This window comes from Gordonia sp. 852002-51296_SCH5728562-b, assembly GCF_001665475.1.
GTDB lineage: Bacteria > Actinomycetota > Actinomycetes > Mycobacteriales > Mycobacteriaceae > Gordonia > Gordonia sputi.
This window is the reverse complement of record NZ_LZMI01000112.1, coordinates 38,769-58,562: the sequence shown is the minus strand read 5'-3', so window position 1 is coordinate 58,562 and position 19,794 is coordinate 38,769. Positions and strand designations below refer to the sequence as shown.

18 protein-coding genes are annotated in these 19,794 nt (G+C 67.8%); 6 read left to right on the top strand and 12 right to left on the bottom strand.

All coding sequences use genetic code 11. The features are described from left to right. Positions 1 to 3: 3 nt before the first annotated feature. Together A5766_RS19125 and A5766_RS19120 are read right to left on the bottom strand one after the other, a co-directional pair. Entirely contained in the window at positions 4 to 744 is a 741-nt protein-coding gene (locus A5766_RS19125) for a DUF4129 domain-containing protein (RefSeq protein WP_064906000.1), read from the bottom strand. A 222-nt stretch (positions 745 to 966) separates the two neighbouring features. Next, positions 967 to 1,431 (bottom strand): winged helix-turn-helix transcriptional regulator, encoded by a 465-nt coding sequence (locus A5766_RS19120; protein ID WP_064905998.1) that lies wholly within the window; start codon positions 1,429 to 1,431, stop codon positions 967 to 969. Positions 1,432 to 1,486: 55 nt separating this feature from the next. Between A5766_RS19120 and A5766_RS19115 the strand changes: the two genes are divergently transcribed. From A5766_RS19115 to A5766_RS19105, 3 genes are all read left to right on the top strand, one after another. Further along, the gene (locus A5766_RS19115; RefSeq protein ID WP_064905996.1) at positions 1,487 to 2,908 is read left to right on the top strand and encodes an MFS transporter; all 1,422 of its coding nucleotides are present in this window, start codon (positions 1,487 to 1,489) and stop codon (positions 2,906 to 2,908) included. A gap of 97 nt (positions 2,909 to 3,005) precedes the next feature. Beyond that, on the top strand, positions 3,006 to 4,178 hold the full coding sequence (locus A5766_RS19110; RefSeq protein WP_064906025.1) for a thiolase family protein: 1,173 nt from the start codon (positions 3,006 to 3,008) through the stop codon (positions 4,176 to 4,178). 45 nt (positions 4,179 to 4,223) lie between these two features. Further along, on the top strand, positions 4,224 to 4,619 hold the full coding sequence (locus A5766_RS19105; RefSeq protein ID WP_064905994.1) for a nuclear transport factor 2 family protein: 396 nt from the start codon (positions 4,224 to 4,226) through the stop codon (positions 4,617 to 4,619). A gap of 150 nt (positions 4,620 to 4,769) precedes the next feature. Here the strand turns inward: A5766_RS19105 and A5766_RS19100 are convergent, their stop codons facing one another. After that, on the bottom strand, positions 4,770 to 5,447 hold the full coding sequence (locus A5766_RS19100) for an SDR family oxidoreductase (RefSeq protein WP_064906023.1): 678 nt from the start codon (positions 5,445 to 5,447) through the stop codon (positions 4,770 to 4,772). A 75-nt stretch (positions 5,448 to 5,522) separates the two neighbouring features. Here A5766_RS19100 and ggh point away from each other — a divergent pair, with 75 nt between their 5' ends. Beyond that, the gene (gene ggh, locus A5766_RS19095; RefSeq protein ID WP_064906021.1) at positions 5,523 to 6,863 is read left to right on the top strand and encodes a glucosylglycerate hydrolase; all 1,341 of its coding nucleotides are present in this window, start codon (positions 5,523 to 5,525) and stop codon (positions 6,861 to 6,863) included. A 75-nt stretch (positions 6,864 to 6,938) separates the two neighbouring features. Here the strand turns inward: ggh and A5766_RS19090 are convergent, their stop codons facing one another. Then, the gene (locus A5766_RS19090; RefSeq protein WP_064905992.1) at positions 6,939 to 8,213 is read right to left on the bottom strand and encodes an MFS transporter; all 1,275 of its coding nucleotides are present in this window, start codon (positions 8,211 to 8,213) and stop codon (positions 6,939 to 6,941) included. Positions 8,214 to 8,291: 78 nt separating this feature from the next. Then, a complete protein-coding gene (locus A5766_RS19085) occupies positions 8,292 to 8,756 on the bottom strand; it encodes a MarR family winged helix-turn-helix transcriptional regulator (protein WP_005207693.1) in 465 nt (154 codons plus the stop codon). A 59-nt stretch (positions 8,757 to 8,815) separates the two neighbouring features. Between A5766_RS19085 and A5766_RS19080 the strand changes: the two genes are divergently transcribed. After that, complete coding sequence (locus A5766_RS19080; RefSeq protein ID WP_005207694.1) at positions 8,816 to 9,034, top strand: hypothetical protein; 219 nt, start codon at positions 8,816 to 8,818, stop codon at positions 9,032 to 9,034. 780 nt (positions 9,035 to 9,814) lie between these two features. Here the strand turns inward: A5766_RS19080 and A5766_RS19075 are convergent. The 3 genes from A5766_RS19075 to A5766_RS19065 all read right to left on the bottom strand — a co-directional run bounded on the left by A5766_RS19075 (position 9,815) and on the right by A5766_RS19065 (position 13,585). Continuing rightward, positions 9,815 to 11,791, bottom strand: a complete 1,977-nt coding sequence (locus tag A5766_RS19075; RefSeq protein WP_064906019.1) for a TPM domain-containing protein — start codon at positions 11,789 to 11,791, stop codon at positions 9,815 to 9,817. A 202-nt stretch (positions 11,792 to 11,993) separates the two neighbouring features. Next, a complete protein-coding gene (locus A5766_RS19070) occupies positions 11,994 to 12,791 on the bottom strand; it encodes a DUF1295 domain-containing protein (protein WP_064905990.1) in 798 nt (265 codons plus the stop codon). A gap of 11 nt (positions 12,792 to 12,802) precedes the next feature. Beyond that, the gene (locus tag A5766_RS19065; protein WP_005202490.1) at positions 12,803 to 13,585 is read right to left on the bottom strand and encodes an LLM class F420-dependent oxidoreductase; all 783 of its coding nucleotides are present in this window, start codon (positions 13,583 to 13,585) and stop codon (positions 12,803 to 12,805) included. A 292-nt stretch (positions 13,586 to 13,877) separates the two neighbouring features. On the opposite strand from A5766_RS19065, the gene A5766_RS19060 reads away from it, so the two are divergent. Beyond that, positions 13,878 to 14,516, top strand: coding sequence for a class I SAM-dependent methyltransferase (locus A5766_RS19060; RefSeq protein ID WP_005202489.1), 639 nt, complete (start codon positions 13,878 to 13,880; stop codon positions 14,514 to 14,516). Positions 14,517 to 14,525: 9 nt separating this feature from the next. On the opposite strand, the gene A5766_RS19055 is transcribed toward A5766_RS19060, so the two are convergent. From A5766_RS19055 to dhaK, 4 genes are all read right to left on the bottom strand, one after another. Continuing rightward, positions 14,526 to 15,488: an aldo/keto reductase gene (locus tag A5766_RS19055; protein WP_005202488.1), complete on the bottom strand. Its 963-nt coding sequence runs from the start codon at positions 15,486 to 15,488 to the stop codon at positions 14,526 to 14,528. Between the two features lie 80 nt (positions 15,489 to 15,568). Beyond that, positions 15,569 to 18,130, bottom strand: coding sequence for a phosphoenolpyruvate--protein phosphotransferase (gene ptsP, locus A5766_RS19050; RefSeq protein WP_064905988.1), 2,562 nt, complete (start codon positions 18,128 to 18,130; stop codon positions 15,569 to 15,571). Next, complete coding sequence (gene dhaL, locus A5766_RS19045) at positions 18,127 to 18,762, bottom strand: dihydroxyacetone kinase subunit DhaL (protein WP_064905986.1); 636 nt, start codon at positions 18,760 to 18,762, stop codon at positions 18,127 to 18,129. The genes ptsP and dhaL overlap by 4 nt, the downstream gene beginning before the upstream one ends. Continuing rightward, complete coding sequence (gene dhaK / locus A5766_RS19040; protein WP_064905985.1) at positions 18,759 to 19,766, bottom strand: dihydroxyacetone kinase subunit DhaK; 1,008 nt, start codon at positions 19,764 to 19,766, stop codon at positions 18,759 to 18,761. Before dhaK ends, dhaL begins: the two co-directional genes overlap by 4 nt. Positions 19,767 to 19,794: the final 28 nt, after the last annotated feature.

Here is a 19,794-nt window from a genome sequence, read left to right as displayed (position 1 = left end):
CGCTCACCGGCCTGCCGCCACGTCGTCGTTCGTCATGTCGCCGCTGGTCATGTCACCGCTGGTCATGTCGCCGCTCATCTTGCCGCCACCCACGGAATCGTGGTCCGCGTCAGACCGTGCGCGACCCCTGCGGATCGAGCGTTCCAGCTCGAGCATGGCCTGCGCCTGTGGGAGGTCGGCGTGCCGGTAGCCGTACTCGACGGCGTCGAAAAGGTCAGCGGCCCAACGGAGTTGGTCGCGCTTGTCGTCGTAGGCGACGCCGAGTCGTCGCGACGCCTCGCGAGCGGTCAACGACGGCGCCGCGACGATGTACCCGCGTTCGATGCCCCGCCGCGCCAGTGCGCGCATCGCTTCGCGCACGCAACCGTCGGGATCGCCCTTGTCGAGGAGATCCTCTGCGGCCGAGCGGTATTCGCCGGACTTGAGTGTCAGGTCGTCGAGGGGAGCCGACTTCTCGGTGCGCCGCGCCCGCGGAGTGCGTCGCACGAAGAAGATGGCGAAGGCCACGAGCGCGATGATCACCAGCAGCACGACGACGATGGTCACGATCAGCGTTGTGTCCGGAGCCGGTCCGCCGGTGAAGAAGTCGTAGAGGATGGAGAAGAAGTTCCGGCTGGGCTCAGGAGGCTGCGAGGGCGTGGTGGCCTGCTCGTGATACTGCGGCTTCGACAGCTCGTCGTTGGCCCAGCGTCGGGCGGTGTCGTTGTCGGGATGCAGGCCGTCGGCCAGCAGCAGCACGCTCACGGCGCGAGACTCCGCGCACGCGGACTCGACAGGCTCGGGCAGTGTGCGTCCATCGCGACCCCCTCATCCCGTGCTGTTCGTGGTCTCCGGCAGGTGTCCCCGCGGGGGTCCTCTGCTGCGGCCAAGTGTGCCGTCCGGTTGCGAGGGCGAACTTATCAAACGGTTGACGGCACGGCCCAGAATGTCGGTTTCTCAGATGAACGGTGAGGTCGTGGGTGATCGCTACTTGCGATGGAGGGCAACTGCGACGTCGTCGGGTCCGAGTTCGGTGCCGTCGGGTCCGACGACCGCGGCGTGGATGGACTCGCCGTCGGCGTCGGTGAGGTCGAGTGGGGCACCGCTGGGCTGCAGATACCGGTCGCCCCACTGCATGAGCGCGACGATCACCGGCAGCAGTGCGTGGCCCTGCTCGGTGAGGCGGTACTCGTTGCGGACGCGCTGGCCGGGCTCGCGGTAGGGGACCTTCTCGAAGAGCCCCGCCTCGGTGAGCTCCCGCAGTCGAGCCGATGCGACGGCGTCTGTGATCCCGACGCGGCGCGCGAACTCGTCGAATCGTGTTGCCCCGTAGAACGCTTCACGCAGGATGAGCATCGCGGATCGGGTGCCGATCACGCCCATGGCTTTGTCGATAGAGCACCGATTCGCCGTCCAGTTGTCCCTTTCGGCCAGAGGTCCACGTAACTCCATGCCCACAGTGTAGCTGACTTGACGCAGGCATAGTCAGCGGGTAAACAGTCTGACTATGGAAAACAAAAGCCAGAGCGAACGGCGGCACGGCGCCGGTGCTCTTCTCGCGGTCGCGTGCGGCGCGCCGTTCCTGGTCGCCCTCGACCTCTTCGTGGTCAACGTGGCATTCGACGACATCGCCAAGGACTTCGGTGGCGCACGGCTGACCTCGGTCAGTTGGACACTCTCTGCTTACGCGATCGTCTATGCGGCACTCCTCATCCCGCTGGGCGCCGCGAGCGACAGGCTGGGCAACCGTCGCGGCTTCATCGGCGGGGTCGTCGTGTTCACCGCGGCGAGCGCGCTCGCGGCATGCGCACCGACACTCGGCGTTCTCATCGCCGCGCGGGTGCTGCAGGCTGTCGGGGCGGCGGCGCTCACGCCCGCGAGCCTTGCGCTTCTGGTGACGTCGGTGCCACCGGAGCGTCGGGCGGGTGCCGTGCGCATCTGGGCCGCAACGTCGGGGATGGCGGCGGCGCTCGGGCCGGTCGTCGGCGGTATCCTCGTCGAATTCTCCTGGCGTGCAGCGTTTCTGATCAACGTGCCGATCGGCATCGCGTTCGTGATCGCGGCGGTCCGGGTCTTCGGGCGCGACTCCGGTGTGCAGCAACAACGCTCCGGCGCTGCCGTCTCGATCGGAATGCTCACAGGCGCCGTGCTACTCGCGGCGTCGAGCGCACTCGGCGTCCTCTACCTGGTGCAGGGCGACGAGTGGGGATGGGGTTCCACGCGCGCGATCGCCGTACTCGTCGCTGCCGTGATCCTGGGTGTGGCCTTCGTCTTCATCGATCGGCGATCCGACGACCCGCTGATCCCCACACGGTTGTTCTCGCGTCCTGAGTTCTCCTTCGGGACGGCAGCGATGTTGCTGTTCAGCATCGCCTTCGCCGCCGGATTGCTCGACGGAATCCTGTTGCTACAGAAGGGCTGGGGCTATTCGGTGATCCGCAGCGGTCTGGCCGTTGCGCCGGGTCCGCTGATGGTGCCCGTGGCGGCGGTGCTGGTCTCCCGGATGGCGCGGACGGTCTCGCCGTGGTTGCTCGCCGCCGCGGGAGCGGGCATGTGGGCCATCGGAATGGTCCTGATCAGAATCTGCACCGACGCGTCCGATCCCAACTACGCCGCCGGCTTCCTACCCGGTTGGCTCCTCGGCGGATTCGGTGTCGGCCTGGTCATTCCGGCGTTGATCGCCACCGCCACAAGCGGACTCGACGCCGCTATCGCCGGCCGCGGCAGCGCGGTGATCACGATGTCGCGACAACTGGGTACGACGATCGGCACCAGCGCGCTTGTCGCCATGCTCGGAGCGGGAGTCACAACGGGAACCTGGTGGGTCTGCGCGGCATTCGCCGCAGCCGCAACAATTCTCGCGCTCGGCCCGCTGGTGCGTCGCACGTCCGCCCAGGCTGAAGCGGTCGCGGCGTCGAACATCGGTTGATGCGGTCTTGCGGTCTTGGGCCTTGGGGTCGTAGCACCGCCCCGCCCGAACATAGTCGGGCACAGCATGATTCACCATCACGAAAGGTATGAAGATCATGAACACAGCAGTCATCGTCGACGCCGTGCGCACCCCGGTCGGAAAGGGAAAGCCGACGGGCGCGCTACACGACGTACACCCGGTCGATCTCCTGGCTCATCCGCTGCGAGAACTACTGTCACGCAATGCAATCGATCCGGCCGACATCGACGACGTGATCACCGGCGTTGTCACGCAGGTCGGTGAGCAGAGCCTCAACATCGCGCGTCGCGGTTTGTTGGCGGCCGGCTACCCGGAGTCGGTGCCGGGCGTCTCGCTCGACAGGCAGTGCGGCAGTGGTCAACAGGCCATCGCGTTCGCAGCGCAGGGCGTCATTGCGGGCGCCTACGACGTAGTGGTCGGTGCGGGCGTCGAATCGATGTCGCGGGTACCGATGGGATCGGCTGCCTTCGGCACCGACGACCTCAACGGCGTGGCCTTCAACGAACGGTACCCCGAAGGACTTGTCGGGCAGGGCATCTCGGCGGAGCTGATCGCAGCCAAGTGGGGCATCTCGCGCACCGAGATGGACGAGTTCGCCCTGCGCTCACACGAATTGGCCGCAGCAGCGACCAAGAACGGTCTCTTCGACAACGAGATCGCTCCGCTCGCGGGGCTGACCACGGACGAGGGGATCCGCGTCGGCTCGACGCTCGAGACACTCGCAGGCCTTCGCCCCGCCTATTACGACGAGGCGATCGCGCAACGATTCCCGCAGATCGGCTGGAACGTGACCGCGGCCAACGCGAGCCAGATCAACGACGGCTCGGCAGCGGTGCTGGTGATGAATGAGGAGCGGGCGCGACAACTCGGGGTGCGGCCTCGGGCGCGCGTGCACTCGTTCGCCGTCGTCGGCGACGACCCGCTGCTCATGCTCACCGCGATCATTCCGGCGACCCGCAAGGTGCTGGCCCGCGCGGGACTGAGCCTCGACGACATCGACCTGTTCGAGGTCAACGAGGCGTTCGCGTCCGTGGTGCTTGCCTGGGCGAAGGAACTCGACGTCGACCTGGACCGCGTGAACGTCAACGGCGGCGCGATCGCCATCGGGCATCCGCTGGGTGCGAGCGGTGCACGTATCGCCGCGACCGCCATCAACGCTCTCGAGCAGCGCGGCGGGCGCTTCGTGCTGCAGACGATGTGCGAGGCCGGCGGAATCGCGAACGGCACCATCTACGAGCGCCTCGACTGATACCTTGGCTCCAAAGTAGAACACGTTCTAGATTTGGAGACACGTATGACCGTCGAGCAGGAACAGACCGAGCTGTCGAGCAAGATCGAGGCCGCCGTAGCTGCGTACATCGATCTGCTCACCAGCGGCACCGCCGAGCAGATCGCGGATCTCTACGCACCCGACGCGACCGTCGAGGACCCGATCGGCGCCGACATCCGCAACACCCGCGATCAGCTCGTCGAGTTCTACTCGATCATCACCGGCATGGACGAGCACGTCGCCACCCTGAACTGGAAGAAGATCGCGGGCGACACCGCGGTCTTCGAGTTCACGCTCGTCACCGGCACCGCCGACATGCGGTTCGAGATCACCCCGATCGACATCATGGTCTTCGACGCCGACGGCAAGATCTCCTCCATGCGCGCCGTCTGGGCCCCGACCGACCTCAAGCAGCTGTAGGGGAGTTCCCGCCGATCGAGCCCACCCCCGCTGATCGAGCCCCCAACCGCTGATCGAGCTTGTCGAGATCACCCGCCCGGAGGTGTGGTCTCGACTCGGGTGCTCGCTGCGCTCGCGCCCGCTCGACCAGCGGGAAGGAGCTTGTCGAGATCACCCGCGGCCGGTCGGGCGCAGCACGATCTCCGTCGGGTGGGCGTCGGCCGGGGTGTGGATCGCGGCGACCACCGCGCCCGCGACCGTCGAGGGCTTCAGGAACTTCGACGCGTCGTAGTCGTCGCCCTCGATCGCGACCAGCTCGCGCTGCATGTCGGTGTCGATTCGCCCGGGGAACACCGACGTCACGCGCAGCGAGGTCTCCTCGCCGCGCAGGGCGTCGGCCAGCGCGCGCAGCCCGAACTTGCTCGCCGCGTACGCGCCCCAACCGGGGTTGGCGCGAATCCCCGCGCCCGAGTTGATGAACACGACGTGACCCTGCGCCGCCCGCAGCGCGGGCAGCAGCACACGCGTCACCTCGGCTGCGGCAACGAGATTCACCTCGAGCACGTGACGCCATTCGTCGGCGGGTGTCTCGGCGACGGTGCGCAGCGTCGAGCCGACTCCCGCGCTATGGACCAGTACGTCCAGCGACGGTATCGACGCCGCGGCCGCGGCAACCGAATCGTGGTCGGTGAGTTCGACGGCGAATGTCGTGGCACCCAGCTCCGCGGCGAGCGCGTCGAGTGCTGTCGACGGTCTGCCGCCGAGAATCAGCGAGTGGGTGGGTGCGAGTTGTCGGGCGATCTGCTCGCCGAGTCCGCGGCTGGCTCCGGTGATCAATGCGGTTGGCACGCGTCCAACCGTATCGGCGGACATCACCGACGACCTCGAGCGGCGAGGACAGTCGAGGCAGTGCAGAATCAACGCGTGGCCAGGTATGGATTCACCCCAACGCAGTTGTCGGCACGAGCCGCGTATCTGCTCCGCGGCAACGATCTGGGCACGATGACCAGCGCGGCACCCCGCCTCTACCCGCACATGTGGAGCTGGGACGCAGCATTCGTGACAGTCGGTCTCGCGCCGCTGAGCGTCGAACGTGCCGTCATCGAGATGGACACACTGCTCTCGGCGCAGTGGTCGAACGGCATGATTCCGCACATCGTTTTCGCCAACGGGCGCGACGGTTATTTCCCCGGCCCAGGCCGATGGGAGTGCTCGCGCCTGGCCGACGCCGCACCCGACTATCCGGAGACGTCGGGCATCACGCAGCCGCCGGTGCACGCGATTGCGGTTCAGCGCATCCTGGATCACTCACGGCGACACGGCCGTTCGACGCGGGCCGTCGCAAACGAGTTCATCGACCGCCGGTGGGGCGCGCTGATGCGGTGGCATCGATGGCTCGCTCACGCACGGGATCCGCTCGGGCGCGGTCGCGTCACGATCTACCACGGCTGGGAATCGGGTATGGACAACTCCCCGCGCTGGGACGGTCCGTACTCGCGCGTCGTTCCCGGCGAGGATCTGCCGCCGTACACCCGCGCCGACCTCGAGCACGTCGCCGACCTCTCGATGCGCCCGACCGACCTCGAATACGACCGCTACATCTGGCTCGTCGAAGAGATGAAACGAGCGCACTACGACGACGAGATCCTGCCCAAGGTCATGAGTTTCATGGTCGAGGACGTCTTCGTCAGTGCGATCTTCGCCGTCGCATGCGATGTTCTCGCGACGATCGGGGAGGACTACTCCAAGCCGCGCGCTGACGTGCGAGACCTGCGGGCGTGGTCGGATCGGTTCAAGGCGGGCGTGGTCGCGGCCGCGAACGACCGCAACGGTGCCGCGCGTGACTACGACCTGCGCGCCGGTCAGTGGATCAACTCCGAGACCATCGCGGTCTTCGCGCCCCTGCTGTGCGGCGGGCTGTCGCGCGATCGGGAACGCGCGCTGCTACGACTGTTCGACGGCCCGCGCTTCTGCGGACACCCCGACCTGAGATTCAGTGTCCCGCCGTCGACGTCGCCGATTTCGGCCGACTTCCGCCCACGTGAGTATTGGCGCGGCCCGGTCTGGCCGGTGATGACCTGGCTGTTCAGCTGGGCCTTCGCGCGCCGCGGGTGGACAGAACGCTCCGCGCGACTCCGTGAAGAGGGCTTGCGGCAGGCCACCGATGGCGCGTTCGCCGAGTACTACGAGCCGTTCACCGGCGAGGCGCTCGGCAGTATGCAGCAGAGCTGGACCGCGGCGTCGGTGCTCGACTGGCTCGACTGACGGCCGCTCCCTACAGAAGAGTGCCCCGCGGTCCGAAGTGGACTGCGGGGCAACCTCTTTCGTATTGAGCGAGACTCAGAACTCTTCCGCACCGACCAGCGCGGCGTCCTCGTCGACGTGGTGCGACTCCGCCTTCTTCGACTGCACGAACCCGACCGCGATCACGGCGACGGCGCAGTAGCCGACGGCGAACCAGAACGGGGCCGCCGGAGCGAACCACTCCGCGAGGTAGGCGACCAGCACGGCCGACGCCGCGCCGCCCATCCAACGCAGGAAGCTGTAGCCGGCACTGGCAACCGAGCGCGGCTTGTTGGGATCGGCCGACGACATCGCAACGCCGGTGAACAGCGTGTTGAGGATGCCCGACGGCAGACCCGAGAGCACGATCGCGAGACCGGTCAGCCACACCTGGTCGGTGGCGACACCGACCGCTGCGAGCGCCATCACGACGCCGTAGCCGACGATCGCGGTCATCACGCCACCGCGCTGTCCGATCCATTCGGCGAGTCGCGGCCCGACGAAGACACCCGAGAGTGCGGTCAACAGACCCCAACCGAAGAACACCATGCCCGCCGGAATCGGCTTGAGGCCCATGGCAAGTGGCGCGTAGGCGATGACCGTGAACAGTGCGCCGGTGTAGAACGCCGAGCCGATCGACGTCAGCAGCAAGGTGCGGTTACGCAGCGCTTTGAGCGGGTCGACAATGCTGACCGCGACACGTTCTGAGCGCGGACCGTCGGACGGCAGCATGAACGCACACAGCACAGCACCGATCAGCATGAGGACCGCGGTACCCGCGAACGGTGCACGCCACGTCCATGCTCCGAGCAGTGCTCCGAGAAGCGGACCGACTGCCAGGCCGACGCCGAGCGCGGCCTCGTACAGTAGAATCGCGCCGTGCTGGCCGCCCTTGGCCGCGCCGACGATGAACGCCAGTGCCGTCGCCATGAACAGCGCGTTGCCGAGACCCCAGAGCACGCGCATCGCGATGAGGTGGTCGATGTTGCCCGCGAACGTCGAGACGCCCGCTGCGATGACGATCAACGCGAGGCCGACGGTCAGCGTGCGCTTGGGTCCGTAGCGGAATGCGGCCCAACCGGTGATCAGCATGGCGATCACCTGCACACCGAGGTAGACGGCGAAAAGCAGCGTCAGCTTCGACGGCGGCGCGTGCAGTTCCTCGCGGATCGTATTCAGGATCGGGTCGACGAGGCCGATACCCATGAAGGCGATGACCGCAGCGAATGCGGTCACCCACACGGCCCGGGGCTGACCCTTGAAGGTCTCGATCAGTGAGTGGGAGTGCTCCTCTGGCGCCGACTGCGCCGGCTTCTCCGTCGTGGTTGTCACATCTACCTCGTGTTCATTGTCGAAAGTTGTTGCTTACTAGAGTCTTTGGGAACTACTGCTTCTACGTCGCCGCTGTTTTTACTTCGTCGGGGTCGGGGATGGGGTCGGGGTCCCCTCGAGCTCCGCGTGCAGTGCCCGAAATGCTGGGGCAGCCGCGGCGAGCCGCGCGCGGTCGTCGTCGGAAAGCCGTTCGAGTGCTGCGGCGAGCGCGTCCTCGCGTTGCCCGCGAACCCGCTCGAGAACCTCGTGCCCGTGTTCGGTCAGTCGGACCAGGACGGCACGTCGGTCGTCGGGGTCTGGTGCACGAACCACCAGTCCGCTCTTGCACAGGCCGTCGACCAGGGCTGTTGCCGTTGGCATGCGGATGGACTCGCGTTCGGCGAGTTCGCCCATGCGCATCGGCTCGTGGTCGACGATCGTGGCCAGCGCCGACGCCTGAGCAGCGGTGTACTCGGGAATCGGGGTGTGCCGACGCAACGCCAGGTAGAGCCGCGTCACGGAGGGGCGAAGCGCTCGGGCGATGTCTGCACTGGTTTCGGTCACGTTTAGTAACTCTAATACTTAGGCTTATGAAATAAAAGGCCGAACGGTAGTGTGACGTTGTGACTCGTGACACGAAGAAGAACCTCACCCCCGCGAAGCGCGCGCTGATCAGCGTTGCCGCCGTCGCCCAGTTCGCGCTGCAGGGCTACGCCCTACGCGACCTCAAGCAGCGGCCCGCTGAGCAGGTTCGCGGACCCAAAAAGGCCTGGGCCGCAGCGAGTTTCATCAACTACATCGGCCCAATCGCGTACCTGGGCTTCGGGCGGAAGTCGGCGTAGGGGCGCGCAGCAACCGGGCGTGTGCGGCTACTGGGCGCGCGCGCAGAAAACTACACTTCTCGGGATCTCCGCACGTACCGGTACATGCGCGCCGCCCGTGGGGCGTCACTTTCTGCGGAGTGCGGCGCGCCCGCGCGCAGTGATCGAGCGTGCAGCAACGTGGCGCGTGCCTTACCCGGGAGCCCGCAGAAAACCACACCTCTCGGGGCCTCCGCACGTACCGGTACGTGCGGGCGGCCCGCGGGGCGTCACTTTCTGCGGACTGCGCCGCGCCCGCGCGCGCAGTGACCGGGCCAGCAGCAACGTGCCGCGTGCAGAAGGCGGGCACGCGCAGACTGCAGCAACCGGGCGCACGCCGAATCGCGCCCCGCATAAAACCACACCTCTCAGGCCCTCCGCACGTACCGGTACGTGCGCGCCGCCCGTAGGGCGTCACTTTCTGCGGAGGCCGCAGCGACCGCGCGCAGTGGCCGAGCCCGCAGGAACGTGGCGCGTGCCTTACCCGGGAGCCCGCAGAAAACCGCACTTCCCAGACCCTCCGCACGTACCGGTACATGCGCGCGGCCCGTGGGGCGTGAGTTTCTGCGGAGTGCGGCAGCGACCGCGCGTGCAGCACCGAGGCGCGTGCCTTACCCGGGAGCCCGCAGAAAACCGCACTTCCCAGACCCTCCGCACGTACCGGTACATGCGGGCCGCCCAAGACGCGCAACTTTCTGCGGGCTGCGGCGCGCAGCGGCCGCCTACCGCACGCCCGACCGCGCGCCCGACCGGACCAGGGCCCTAGAACCGGCCCCCGACGCCGATGCGGCCCGAGCTCGACGACCCGCCGAACGAGCCGGGGCTGCGCCCGCCGCCGCTGGTGTAGCCACCGCCGCCGAAGCCGCCCCCGAACCCTCCGCCGTAGCCACCGCCGCGCATCGTCCCGCGCAGGAAGCTGTCGACCAGGATGCCGCCGAGTACCGCACCGGTGGCCGCCGATCCGGTGCTCGAGCGCGGCTGCTGACTCTGCTGCCAGCTCACCACGTCGCCCTGTGCGGCCATCAGTGCCTGGTCGGCGAGAGATCCGGCTCGACGCGCGGCATCGGTCGACGCGGTCGGGTCGCTCTCCGCGGTCGTAGTGGCCGACTGCAGTAGGCGCTGCGCTTCGGCGAGTCGGGTGCGTGCGGTCGAGCCGATGGCGCCGCGTCGAGTTGAGATGAAGTCCGACGCCGCGGTGACCTTGGCCTGCGCGCTGGTCAGTGCAGCGGTGAGTACCTCGGTTCGTTGCTTGCGCTTTGCCAGCGCGCCGCGGGCGGAATCGAGTGCATGGTCGAGGTCGGCGTCGGCGTCGACCAATGCGGTGAACACTCCCAGTAGGTCCTGGTCCGTGCCGGCTTTGGCGCGGTCGAGCGCCGTGGTGGCCGACGCCACCGCCGTCGCCAGCTCCGGCCCGCCATCCGACGACAGTCCGGCGGCCTCCTGCAACTCGCCCTCGACCTCGGCGATCAGCGCGGGCAGCTGCGTGTGCGCGGCGGCGATGTTGGTGTCGGCGTTGTCGATCGAGTCGAGGAGCTTGTCGGCCTGGGAAATGGCGCCCTCCGCCGAGCGGATCGCGGCAACGGCGGCGCCCTGCTCGCCGACGGGTCGCGCGATCGCCGCGCGACCTTGGTCCGCGCTGCTCTCGGCAAACCCGACCTCCTGGGCGGCGAGGTCGACGTTGTGCTCGATCGAGCGCAGCGTCGGCGCGCCGTACTTCTGCGTCAGCGTCGCGAGTTGGCCGGAGGCACCCTCGAGGCGTGCCCGCAGCGCGACGAGTTGCTGCGTGATCTGCGCGAATCGGCTGTCGGCGTTGATCAACAGATTGCGCATCTCGTCGAAGGCCGAGACCTGCTCGTCGAGTGCGGCGTCGACGTCGGTGCAGGTTGTGATGATCTGCACCAGCATCGAGCGTCGTTCGTCGGATGTCTCCGGGATGTCGTCGTCGAGTCGTTGTCGCAGCGAGAACGATGTCGCAAGACCACGTTTCGCGGCGTCGAGTGCCTGTGTAAACGGTGCGGTCTGGGCCGGACCGAACTCGTCGACGGCCAGCCGCAGCTCCTCCTCGCTGGTGCGGATTGCGTTGTCGGTGTCGGTCAAGACCTCGCGCGACCAGGGTTCGAGGACCTCGATCGGCTGTGACAGTAGTTGGTCGCCGGTGAGTTCCTGTTCGCGAACGGAGTCGAGTTGCGACTCGAGCTTCTGCTTTCGACGCCGCCGTGAGTAGAGGTAGGCGCCGCCGCCGCCGACGACCGCGACACCACCGACCGCTCCGGTGACGATTGCGGCGGTGTGCGACGGCGTGAGTGCCGAGCCGAGACCGTTCGCCGCGCCGACGGCCGCGCCCGGCCAGTCCGACTTCTTGAGCGCGGGCACGATGTTGTCCTGGGCGATCGAATCGAGCTTCGACCGGTCGAGGCCGTCGACCGAATCGGGCGCGTCGAAGCGGTACGCGCGGTCGTCGGTGGCGACGGCGAGGAGCACGTCGTGCTCGCCGAGGTCGCTCATCTGCACGGTCTGCGAGCCCCACTGCTCACTACCCAGCCCGTTGAATGTCTTGACGTAGACGACCCACAACTGCACGCCGTGGTCGCGGTAGAGCCCCTCGACCGCGTGCTGCACCCGCGTGCGATCCGACGACGAGAGCACGTCGGCGGGATCGGTCACCTGGTCGGGTAGCCGCATCGGCGGCTCGGCCCGGGCGGTGTCCGCGGCCAGAGAAGTACCCACCAGCGCAAGCATGAGGAGTGCTCCGACAATCACCACGCGCAGGAGAACGCGAGGGTCCGGGATGTTCTTTCCGACAGTGAGCGGTCTGAGCATGTCATCAAATCTAGGCGGTCGACGGCCTCGAGCTGAACCCAGCCACGCCCGTCTCGCGCCGGTTGTCCCGATCGCTGGGCGAACGTCGCGTGAACAGGGTTGCGGCGCAGAGGATCGCCGCTCAGGCAGCCGCCGTCCGACGTCGCTTGGGCGGCAACGGGATCTGCGCCGACGTTGTGTGTTGGTAGTCGGCGTATTCGGGGTACTTCGACAGTGTCAGTGACTCGGTGAACTTGGTCGAGCCGACGAACAGCAGGGTCAGCAGCACCGCGCCGACGATCGTCGGCTGCAGGATCGACCCCGCGGCCACGGCTCCGAACAGGTAGATCACCCACCACTGGGCCTGCTCGAAGAAGTAGTTCGGGTGCCGGGAGTAGTGGAACAGCCCGGTGGTGCAGAACCGCGTCGACGTCTGGCCGGAGGCCTTGCGTGCGTGGAACTCCCACTGCTGCTGGTCGGCGGTGGCCTCCCCGGCGAGGAACGCCAGGAAGGCCACCGCGAGCACGACGTCGAGCACAACGAACCCGCCCGGATGACGCTGCGCGGTGTAGCCGGGCAGCGTGATCAGCACCAGCAGCAGGTTCTGGTAGATCACGATGAAGAACAGGTTGAACAACCAGAACTGCCACTTGCTCATTCGGGAGCGCAGCACTGCCCAGCGGTAGTCCTCGGTGCCGGTATACCCGCCGTGTCGGGCGAAGTTGAACGTCAGACGGATACCCCACGCCGTCACGAGCACAGCCATCACCGTCGTGCGGGCGTCGAAGTGGCTGTACGCCGCGAACACCCAGAGGTAGATGACAGGCGCGATCGACCAGATGCGGTCGACCCACGACGTGTCGCCGGTGATCAGCGACGCGACCCAACAGCCAAGCGAGATGACACCCGCGATGATCGCGACGACGGCCAGGCTCGACATATCGACTCAGTTCACCCGCGCCAGCGGCACAGCGCTTCGACGGCCGTCAGGTCGTACTCGGGGCCGGTGGTGCCGACGGTGATCAGCGAGACGCCTTCGGCGCTGATGGCGTCGGCGGTGCGCACCAGTTCCTCGACGTCGCCGGTGAACGGGATGCCTGCCGACCGCTCGATGGTTTCGGGGTCGCGGCCGATCTCCTCGCAATAGCCCGACAGCACCTTGGTCTTGTGCCGGTAGGTCTCGACGTCGTTGAAGCCGTGCCAGGCGTCGGCGTACTTCGCGACGAGCGGGAGGGTCTTCTTCTCGCCGCTGCCACCGATGAGGACCGGAATGTGCCGGGTGGGTTGGGGATTGAGCTTCTCGAACCGTGAGGCGATCCGCGGCAGTGCCTCGCCCAGCTCGCCGATGCGGCTGCCTTTGGTGCCGAAGTCGTAGCCGTACGCGTCGTAGTCCTTCTCGAACCAGCCCGCGCCGATGCCGAGGATGAGTCGGCCGCCGGAGATGTGGTCGACGGTGCGTGCCATATCGGCCAGCAGGTCGGGGTTGCGATACGAGTTGCACGTGACGAGCGCACCGATCTCGACGCGTTCGGTCTGCTCAGCCCACGCGCCGAGCATGGTCCAGCACTCGAAATGCGCGCCGTCGGGGTCGCCGTAGAGCGGATAGAAGTGGTCCCAGTTGAAGATGATGTCGACGCCGAGGTCTTCTGCCCGCAAGACCGCGTCGCGTATCAGCGAGTAGTCGGGGGCGTGCTGCGGCTGGATCTGGACTCCGATGCGAATGGGAAATGCCATGTCTCCCAGTCTGCCCCTCCACAGCCGCCGCGTCGATGACCAACTTCCGCCGGTCGAGCGCACCCACCGCTGGTCGAGCGCACCCACCGCTGGTCGAGCGCACCCTGCCCGCTGGTCGAGCGCACCCACCGCTGGTCGAGCTTGTCGAGACCCCCGCCCGCTGGTCGAGCTTGTCGAGACCACCTCGCCCGCTGGTCGGGCCCCTAACCGCTGGTCGAGCTTGTCGAGACCACTTCTTGCCTCCAACGCAATGCTGCTCGACGCCGCGCGGCGGCGGTGTCAGGCTGGACCGATGAGCCACGACCAGAACCCGCACACGGCGGCGGAGTGGGACGCGAGGTACGCCGACATCGAGCGCCTATGGACGTCCAACGTGAATCCCTCCCTGATCGCTGAGGCCTCCGACCTCGCGCCGGGCACCGCGCTCGACGTCGGAAGTGGTGAAGGTGCCGATGCCCGCTGGCTCGCCGAGCGCGGCTGGCAGGTCACGGCGATCGACATCTCGCAGGTCGCCGTCGACCGCGCACGGGAGAGCTTCCCCGGACCCGAGATCACTTGGCTGCAAACAGATCTCGTCGTCGACGACGTACCGGGTGGTGACTTCGCTCTCGTCGCGGCGCACTACTTCCCGATCCTCACCGAAAACCGTTCGGTGGCAGAGAAACTCGTCGATGCTGTCGGGCCGGGCGGCTCACTGCTGGTGGTCGCACACGCGCCAGAAGGCGTGCGCGCGCACGGATTCGACCCCGCCGACTACGTGCAACCCGACGACATCGCGACCTTGCTCGAGAGCCGGACCACGGACGGTGAATCCAAAGAAGCTGGCTGGGAGATCGTCACCCACGAGACCCGCCCGCGCGGCATCCCCGCTGGCGGTGGGCACCACATCGACGACGTGGTGCTGCTGGCGCGTAGGTTGCCCGCCCTGTAGCAGCTAGCTCTAGCTCCAGTCGCGTTGCGACCGCTTCGACCAGTAGTCAGCAGGCGTCTCGGGGTGCGCGACTAGTTCCGCGAGAACCGCGGGTTCGAGGGTCACCGTGTTCGCGGCGACGTTACTGTCGACCTGCTCGACGCTCACCGCGCCCGACAGCACATGTGCCGCCCACGGCTGAGCCAGCGCCGCCGCCAACGCGACCTGGTCGGTGGGTACGCCCAGTTCGTTTGCAGCGAGGTCGACGGCGCGTCGGGCGTCGGAGTCGTCGGCGACGCCGGGCGCCAACCGTCCGTTGGCCATGCCTTCTTTCACGACTACCGACAGCCCCGCCTCCGCGGCCTCCGCCAACGCTGGGCCCACCGACGTCTCCAGCAGATTCCACGTCGACTGGACGACCCCGAAGAGCGGTGCCCCGCCGACTTCGATCGAGATCGCTTGTCGCACAACGTCGGCCTGCGACAGACCAGACGTCGAGAAGCCGACGCGGTAGCCGTCGTCGCGCAGTCGGGCGAGCGCGTCGAGGAGTGCGGGGTTGGTCAGTGCCGGGCTGTCGGGTGTCAGCGAGTGGATCTGGTAGATGGAGAGTGCTTCGCCGAGTATCGAGCGGCTTGCGGTCCACTGGTCGACGAACTCGCCGAGACTGTGGTCCTTGACCTCGTGAACCGCGGCGTCGAGTTCCCATTCGCCGACGTAGCGGTAGCCCCACTTCGAGGCGACGACCACGTCGTCGACGTCGGGTCGATCACTCAACCAGTCCGCGAGGAACTGCTCCGACAGCCCGTACGACCGCGCGCAGTCGAGGTAGCGCACCCCGTCGGCGTAGGCGGCGTCGAGCACCGCGTACGTGCGCGCACGCATGTCCTCGATGCTGCGTTCCTCGCCGAGGTCGTCGTCTCGTCCGGTCGTGATGTACGCCGGACGGCCAACGGCTGCCAGGCCTAGTCCGATTGTGGCGCTTGGTGTTGTCACTTCTCGACCTCGTAAACCCCGTCGACCGTGTTCGCTCGTGTGATGGCCTGCATGCGTTCGAGTCTATCGAGCCGCGCTGCTCACTTGATGAGCGCGGCGCGCACCGAGTGAGCAGCGTCAGCTTCGAGGCACCGCTCGACGAGCCTGGGATTGGTGGTGGCCTCGATGCCGCGTACCGCCTGTTTGACCGGCGGGACAGCGCGGGGAGCGACGCTCAGCTCCCGCACCCCAAGCGCAACAAGGAGATCGGTTGCCGTCTCGTCGGCCGCCAGCTCTCCGCAGACTGCGACCAGGCGGTCGGGTCCCGCACCGCGACAGACCCTGTTGATCAGTGTGACGACTGCGGGATCGAGCGGATCAGCAAGCGCCGCAACGGAAGTGTTGCCGCGTTCTGCGGCCAGCGTGTACTGCGTGAGGTCGTTGGTACCGATGCTGAAGAAGTCGACGTACCGCGCGAAGGCGGCGGTCTTGAGGGCTGCTGCGGGAACCTCGATCATGATCCCCACCTCGAGCCCCGCCGGTTCGCCACGTCCGACGGAAGTGATCGCGGCGTCGAGATGCTCTCGGGCGGTGAGTAATTCGTCGACGGTGGTCACCATCGGGAACATGATGCTGATCGGGGTCTGGTGTGCAACGGTGACGATGGCTCGGAGCTGGTCGTCGAAGAGGGTCTTCTCCGCCAGTGCGAGGCGGAGCCCACGCAGGCCGAGGAAGGGGTTCTCTTCCGCGGGTTGCGGCGCGAACGGGAGCGGTTTGTCGCCTCCGACGTCGAGCGTGCGTAGCGTGATGCGTTGGCCGCCAAGGGCATCGGCCATCGCGAGGTAGGTGTCGATCTGCTCGTCGACGGAGGGTGGCTGCGCACGGTCGAGGTAGAGGAATTCGGTACGGACCAAACCCGAACCGTCCGCGCCGCTTTCGGCTGCGGCGCGCGCATCCTCGACGGAACCGAGGTTGGCTGCCACCAGTATTCGCGTGCCGTCGGCGGTGCTCGCCGACTCGTGCGCCGATGCGCGGGCGAGTTCTCCGCGCTCCGCAGCACGCGATGCCTCGCCGCGCAGGCGTTCGAGGGTCTGACTGTCAGGGTCGACGATGATCTCGCCGGTCGATCCGTCGAGTGCGACTGTGACACCGGGTTCGATGGCCAAGACGTCGGAGCCTGCAGCGACGACCGCGGGGATCCCGCGCGCGCGGGCGAGGATTGCAGCGTGACTTGTCGGGCTCCCGCCCGCGAGGATGACGCCCGCGACCTTCTCGGCGTCGAGGACGGCCGCCTGTGCGGGCAGCAGATCGTCGACGACGAGGATGCCGGTGCCATCGATGGTCGCGTCCGGGATGCCTGCCAGCTTGCGGAGTACCTGCTGTCCGACCGCGTGCACGTCGACGGCACGTTCGCGCAGGTAGGGGTCGTCGACGGCGCGCCATTCGGCTTCGACTGCCGCCACTGCCTCCGCCCACGCGCGCGACGCGGGCACGCCGGACTCGATGCGCTCGAGGGCTGCGGCCACCAGGTCGGGATCGTCGAGCATCACCAGGTGGGCGTCGAAGATGGCGGCGTCGGCGGGGCTGTGCTGCGCCGTTGTGGCGCGCAGGCTCTCGATGTCGGCGCGTACATCGTCGATGGCGTCGCGCAGTCTGGCGGACTGGGCGTCGGCGGAGTCGAAGTGCTCGTCGGGGGGCTCGACGTCGACGACCGCGGGCGTGAACACCGGCCCGATCGCGATCCCGGGCGACGCGGGCAGGGCGGGGTGGTCTCGACAAGCTCGACCACCGGGAGGGGCGGCTCGACCGGCGGTAGTCGCTTGGCCGGCGGGGGTTGACGCTCGATCGGCGGTGGGGTGGTCTCGACAAGCGCGACCAGCGGTTGGGTGGTCTCGACCAGCTCGACCAGCGGTGGGGGCGTCGGGACCAGCGGCCGCGTCCTCCTCGCCAAACCGATTGCGCGCCAACGCAGTCAGGTGCTCGATGGCGGCCTGTGCGTCGGGGCCGCTCGCGTCGATCTCGAGATGCTGGCCGCACCGCACGGCGAGGCCCACGACCTGCGACATGCTGCTCGCCGACGCCGGGCCGGCGCCGGTATCGAGGTTGCGCAGCGTGACCTCGGCGTCGAATTGTCTTGCCTCCGTGACCAATCGGGCGGCAGGTCGGGCGTGGAGGCCATGCGGGTTCTCGACCTCGACGACGGCGGACTCACCGCCGGGCGACATATTCTCACCACTCGCCGGCACATCCTCCTCGCCGACGCCCAGCGCCGACCGCTTCGGCGTCAGCGCCTGCGCCGCCTCGGCGGCGACGTCGGAGGGTGAAGCCCCGGAGGCGGCGGTCACGGCTGCGGCCATGAGTCCCTCGACCAACGGAGCCGCCGACAGCACGGTGCGCTCGCGGACCTCCGGATCGATGAGTTCGAGCGCGAGTTCGGCTGACAGAACAGCACTTCCGAGATCCATCAGCACCACGACGCCCTGGCCGTCGTCTGCCTTCTCGATCGCCTCGACGATGGCGGTGGCATCGGTGCCGAAGGTCTCGGCGTCGAGTCCCGCTGCGACGGCGATCCGGGTCGTCGATCCGTGGAGCATCTCCGATGCCAGTGCCACCGCGGCGTCGGCAAGCGCTCTGCTGTGGGAGACGACCACCAGCCCCGTCATGATGTGCCGGTCGCGTTCACGGCTTCGGCGAGCGCGTCGACGAGCATCGCCGCGCTCGTCGCTCCCGGATCCTGATGTCCGACGCTGCGCTCTCCGAGATACGACGCACGACCCTTGCGGGCCACCATGTCGACGGTCGAATCGCGCCCGGCAGCGGCAGCATCGGCGGCGACCTGCAGCGCCTTCGGCAGTGCTGCGCCGTCGGCGAGCGCCGCGTCGAGGGCATCGCATGCGGGGTTGAGCGCATCGAACATGGTCTTGTCGCCTGGCTGTGCGTGCCCGCGGTCGACCACGCCGGCAAGCCCCGCGCGCAGTGCCGCGGCCAGCGTCGGGCCGTCGATCTCGCTGCTGTCGCCGATGGCGCCCGCCATCCGGAGCAGCAGGGTCCCGTAGAGCGGCCCGCTGACCTTGCTGACGAGTGTCATGCCCGCCTTCTTCAGCAGCGGTCCCGGCAGGTCCGGACTGTCGGCGAGTCCGTCGACGACGGCGGTCATGCCGCGTTCCATGTTCGATCCGTGGTCGGCGTCGCCGATCGCGGCGTCGAGTTGGGTCAGTTCGTCGACATTGGCCACAACGTCGCTGGTGAACAGGCGGAGCCAGGTGGCGATGGTGTTAGTGGTCAGAGTGGTCATGACGTGCCCTTTCGATCAGCCCAGTGCAGGTTCGGTGTGTCGACCGGAGCGTCCCACAGATCGGTGAGTTCGTCGTCGAGTCGCAACAGTGAGACCGAACATCCCGCCATGTCGAGACTGGTGACGTAGTTGCCGACCAGGGTGCGCGTAGCGGTGATGCCCGCGGCGTCGAGGCGTCGTGAGAACTCGGCGCACATCAGATAGAGCTCGATCAGGGGTGTCCCGCCGAGGCCGTTGACCAGCAGGACGACCCCGTTCTCACCGACGGTGAAGTCGAGGTCGGCGAGAACCGGATCGATCAGCATCTGTGCCATCTCGTTCGCCGAAGGCAGATCGACGCGTTTGCGGCCCGGTTCGCCGTGGATGCCGACGCCGAGTTCGATCTGGTTCTCGGGGAGATCGAAGGTGGGGTGGCCGACCGCGGGGACCGTGCAGGAGGTAAGAGCGAGGCCCATGGTGCGTGCGTTGTCATCTGTCTTGCGTGCCAGTCGGGCGACTTCGGCGAGGTCGGCGCCGCGCTCGGCGACCGCCCCGGCGATCTTCTCGACGAAGACCGTGCCCGCGACGCCGCGTCGACCGACGGTGAAGCTGCTGTCGGTGACAGCGACGTCGTCGTCGACGATGACAGACACCACCTCGACGTCGGCGAGCTCCGCGGCCATCTCGAAGTTCATCACGTCGCCGCTGTAGTTCTTCACGATGTGCAGCACGCCAACGCCACCGTCGACGCCGCTGGTGGCGGCCAGGATCTGGTCGGGGACGGGCGAGGTGAACACCTCGCCGCAGGCAGCGGCGTCGAGCATCCCCGGACCGACGAAGCCGCCGTGCAGTGGCTCGTGGCCGCTCCCTCCGCCGGAGACCAACCCGACCTTTCCCCTGCGCGGTCCCTCCGCGCGGAAGATCACCCTGTTCTCGTGGTCGACGCGCAGTCGGGGATGAGCGGCCGCAACCCCGCGCAGTGCGTCGGCCAGCACATCGGCCGGCTCGTTGATGAACTTCTTCATGAGCCACAACTCCTACGGGGACGGACGG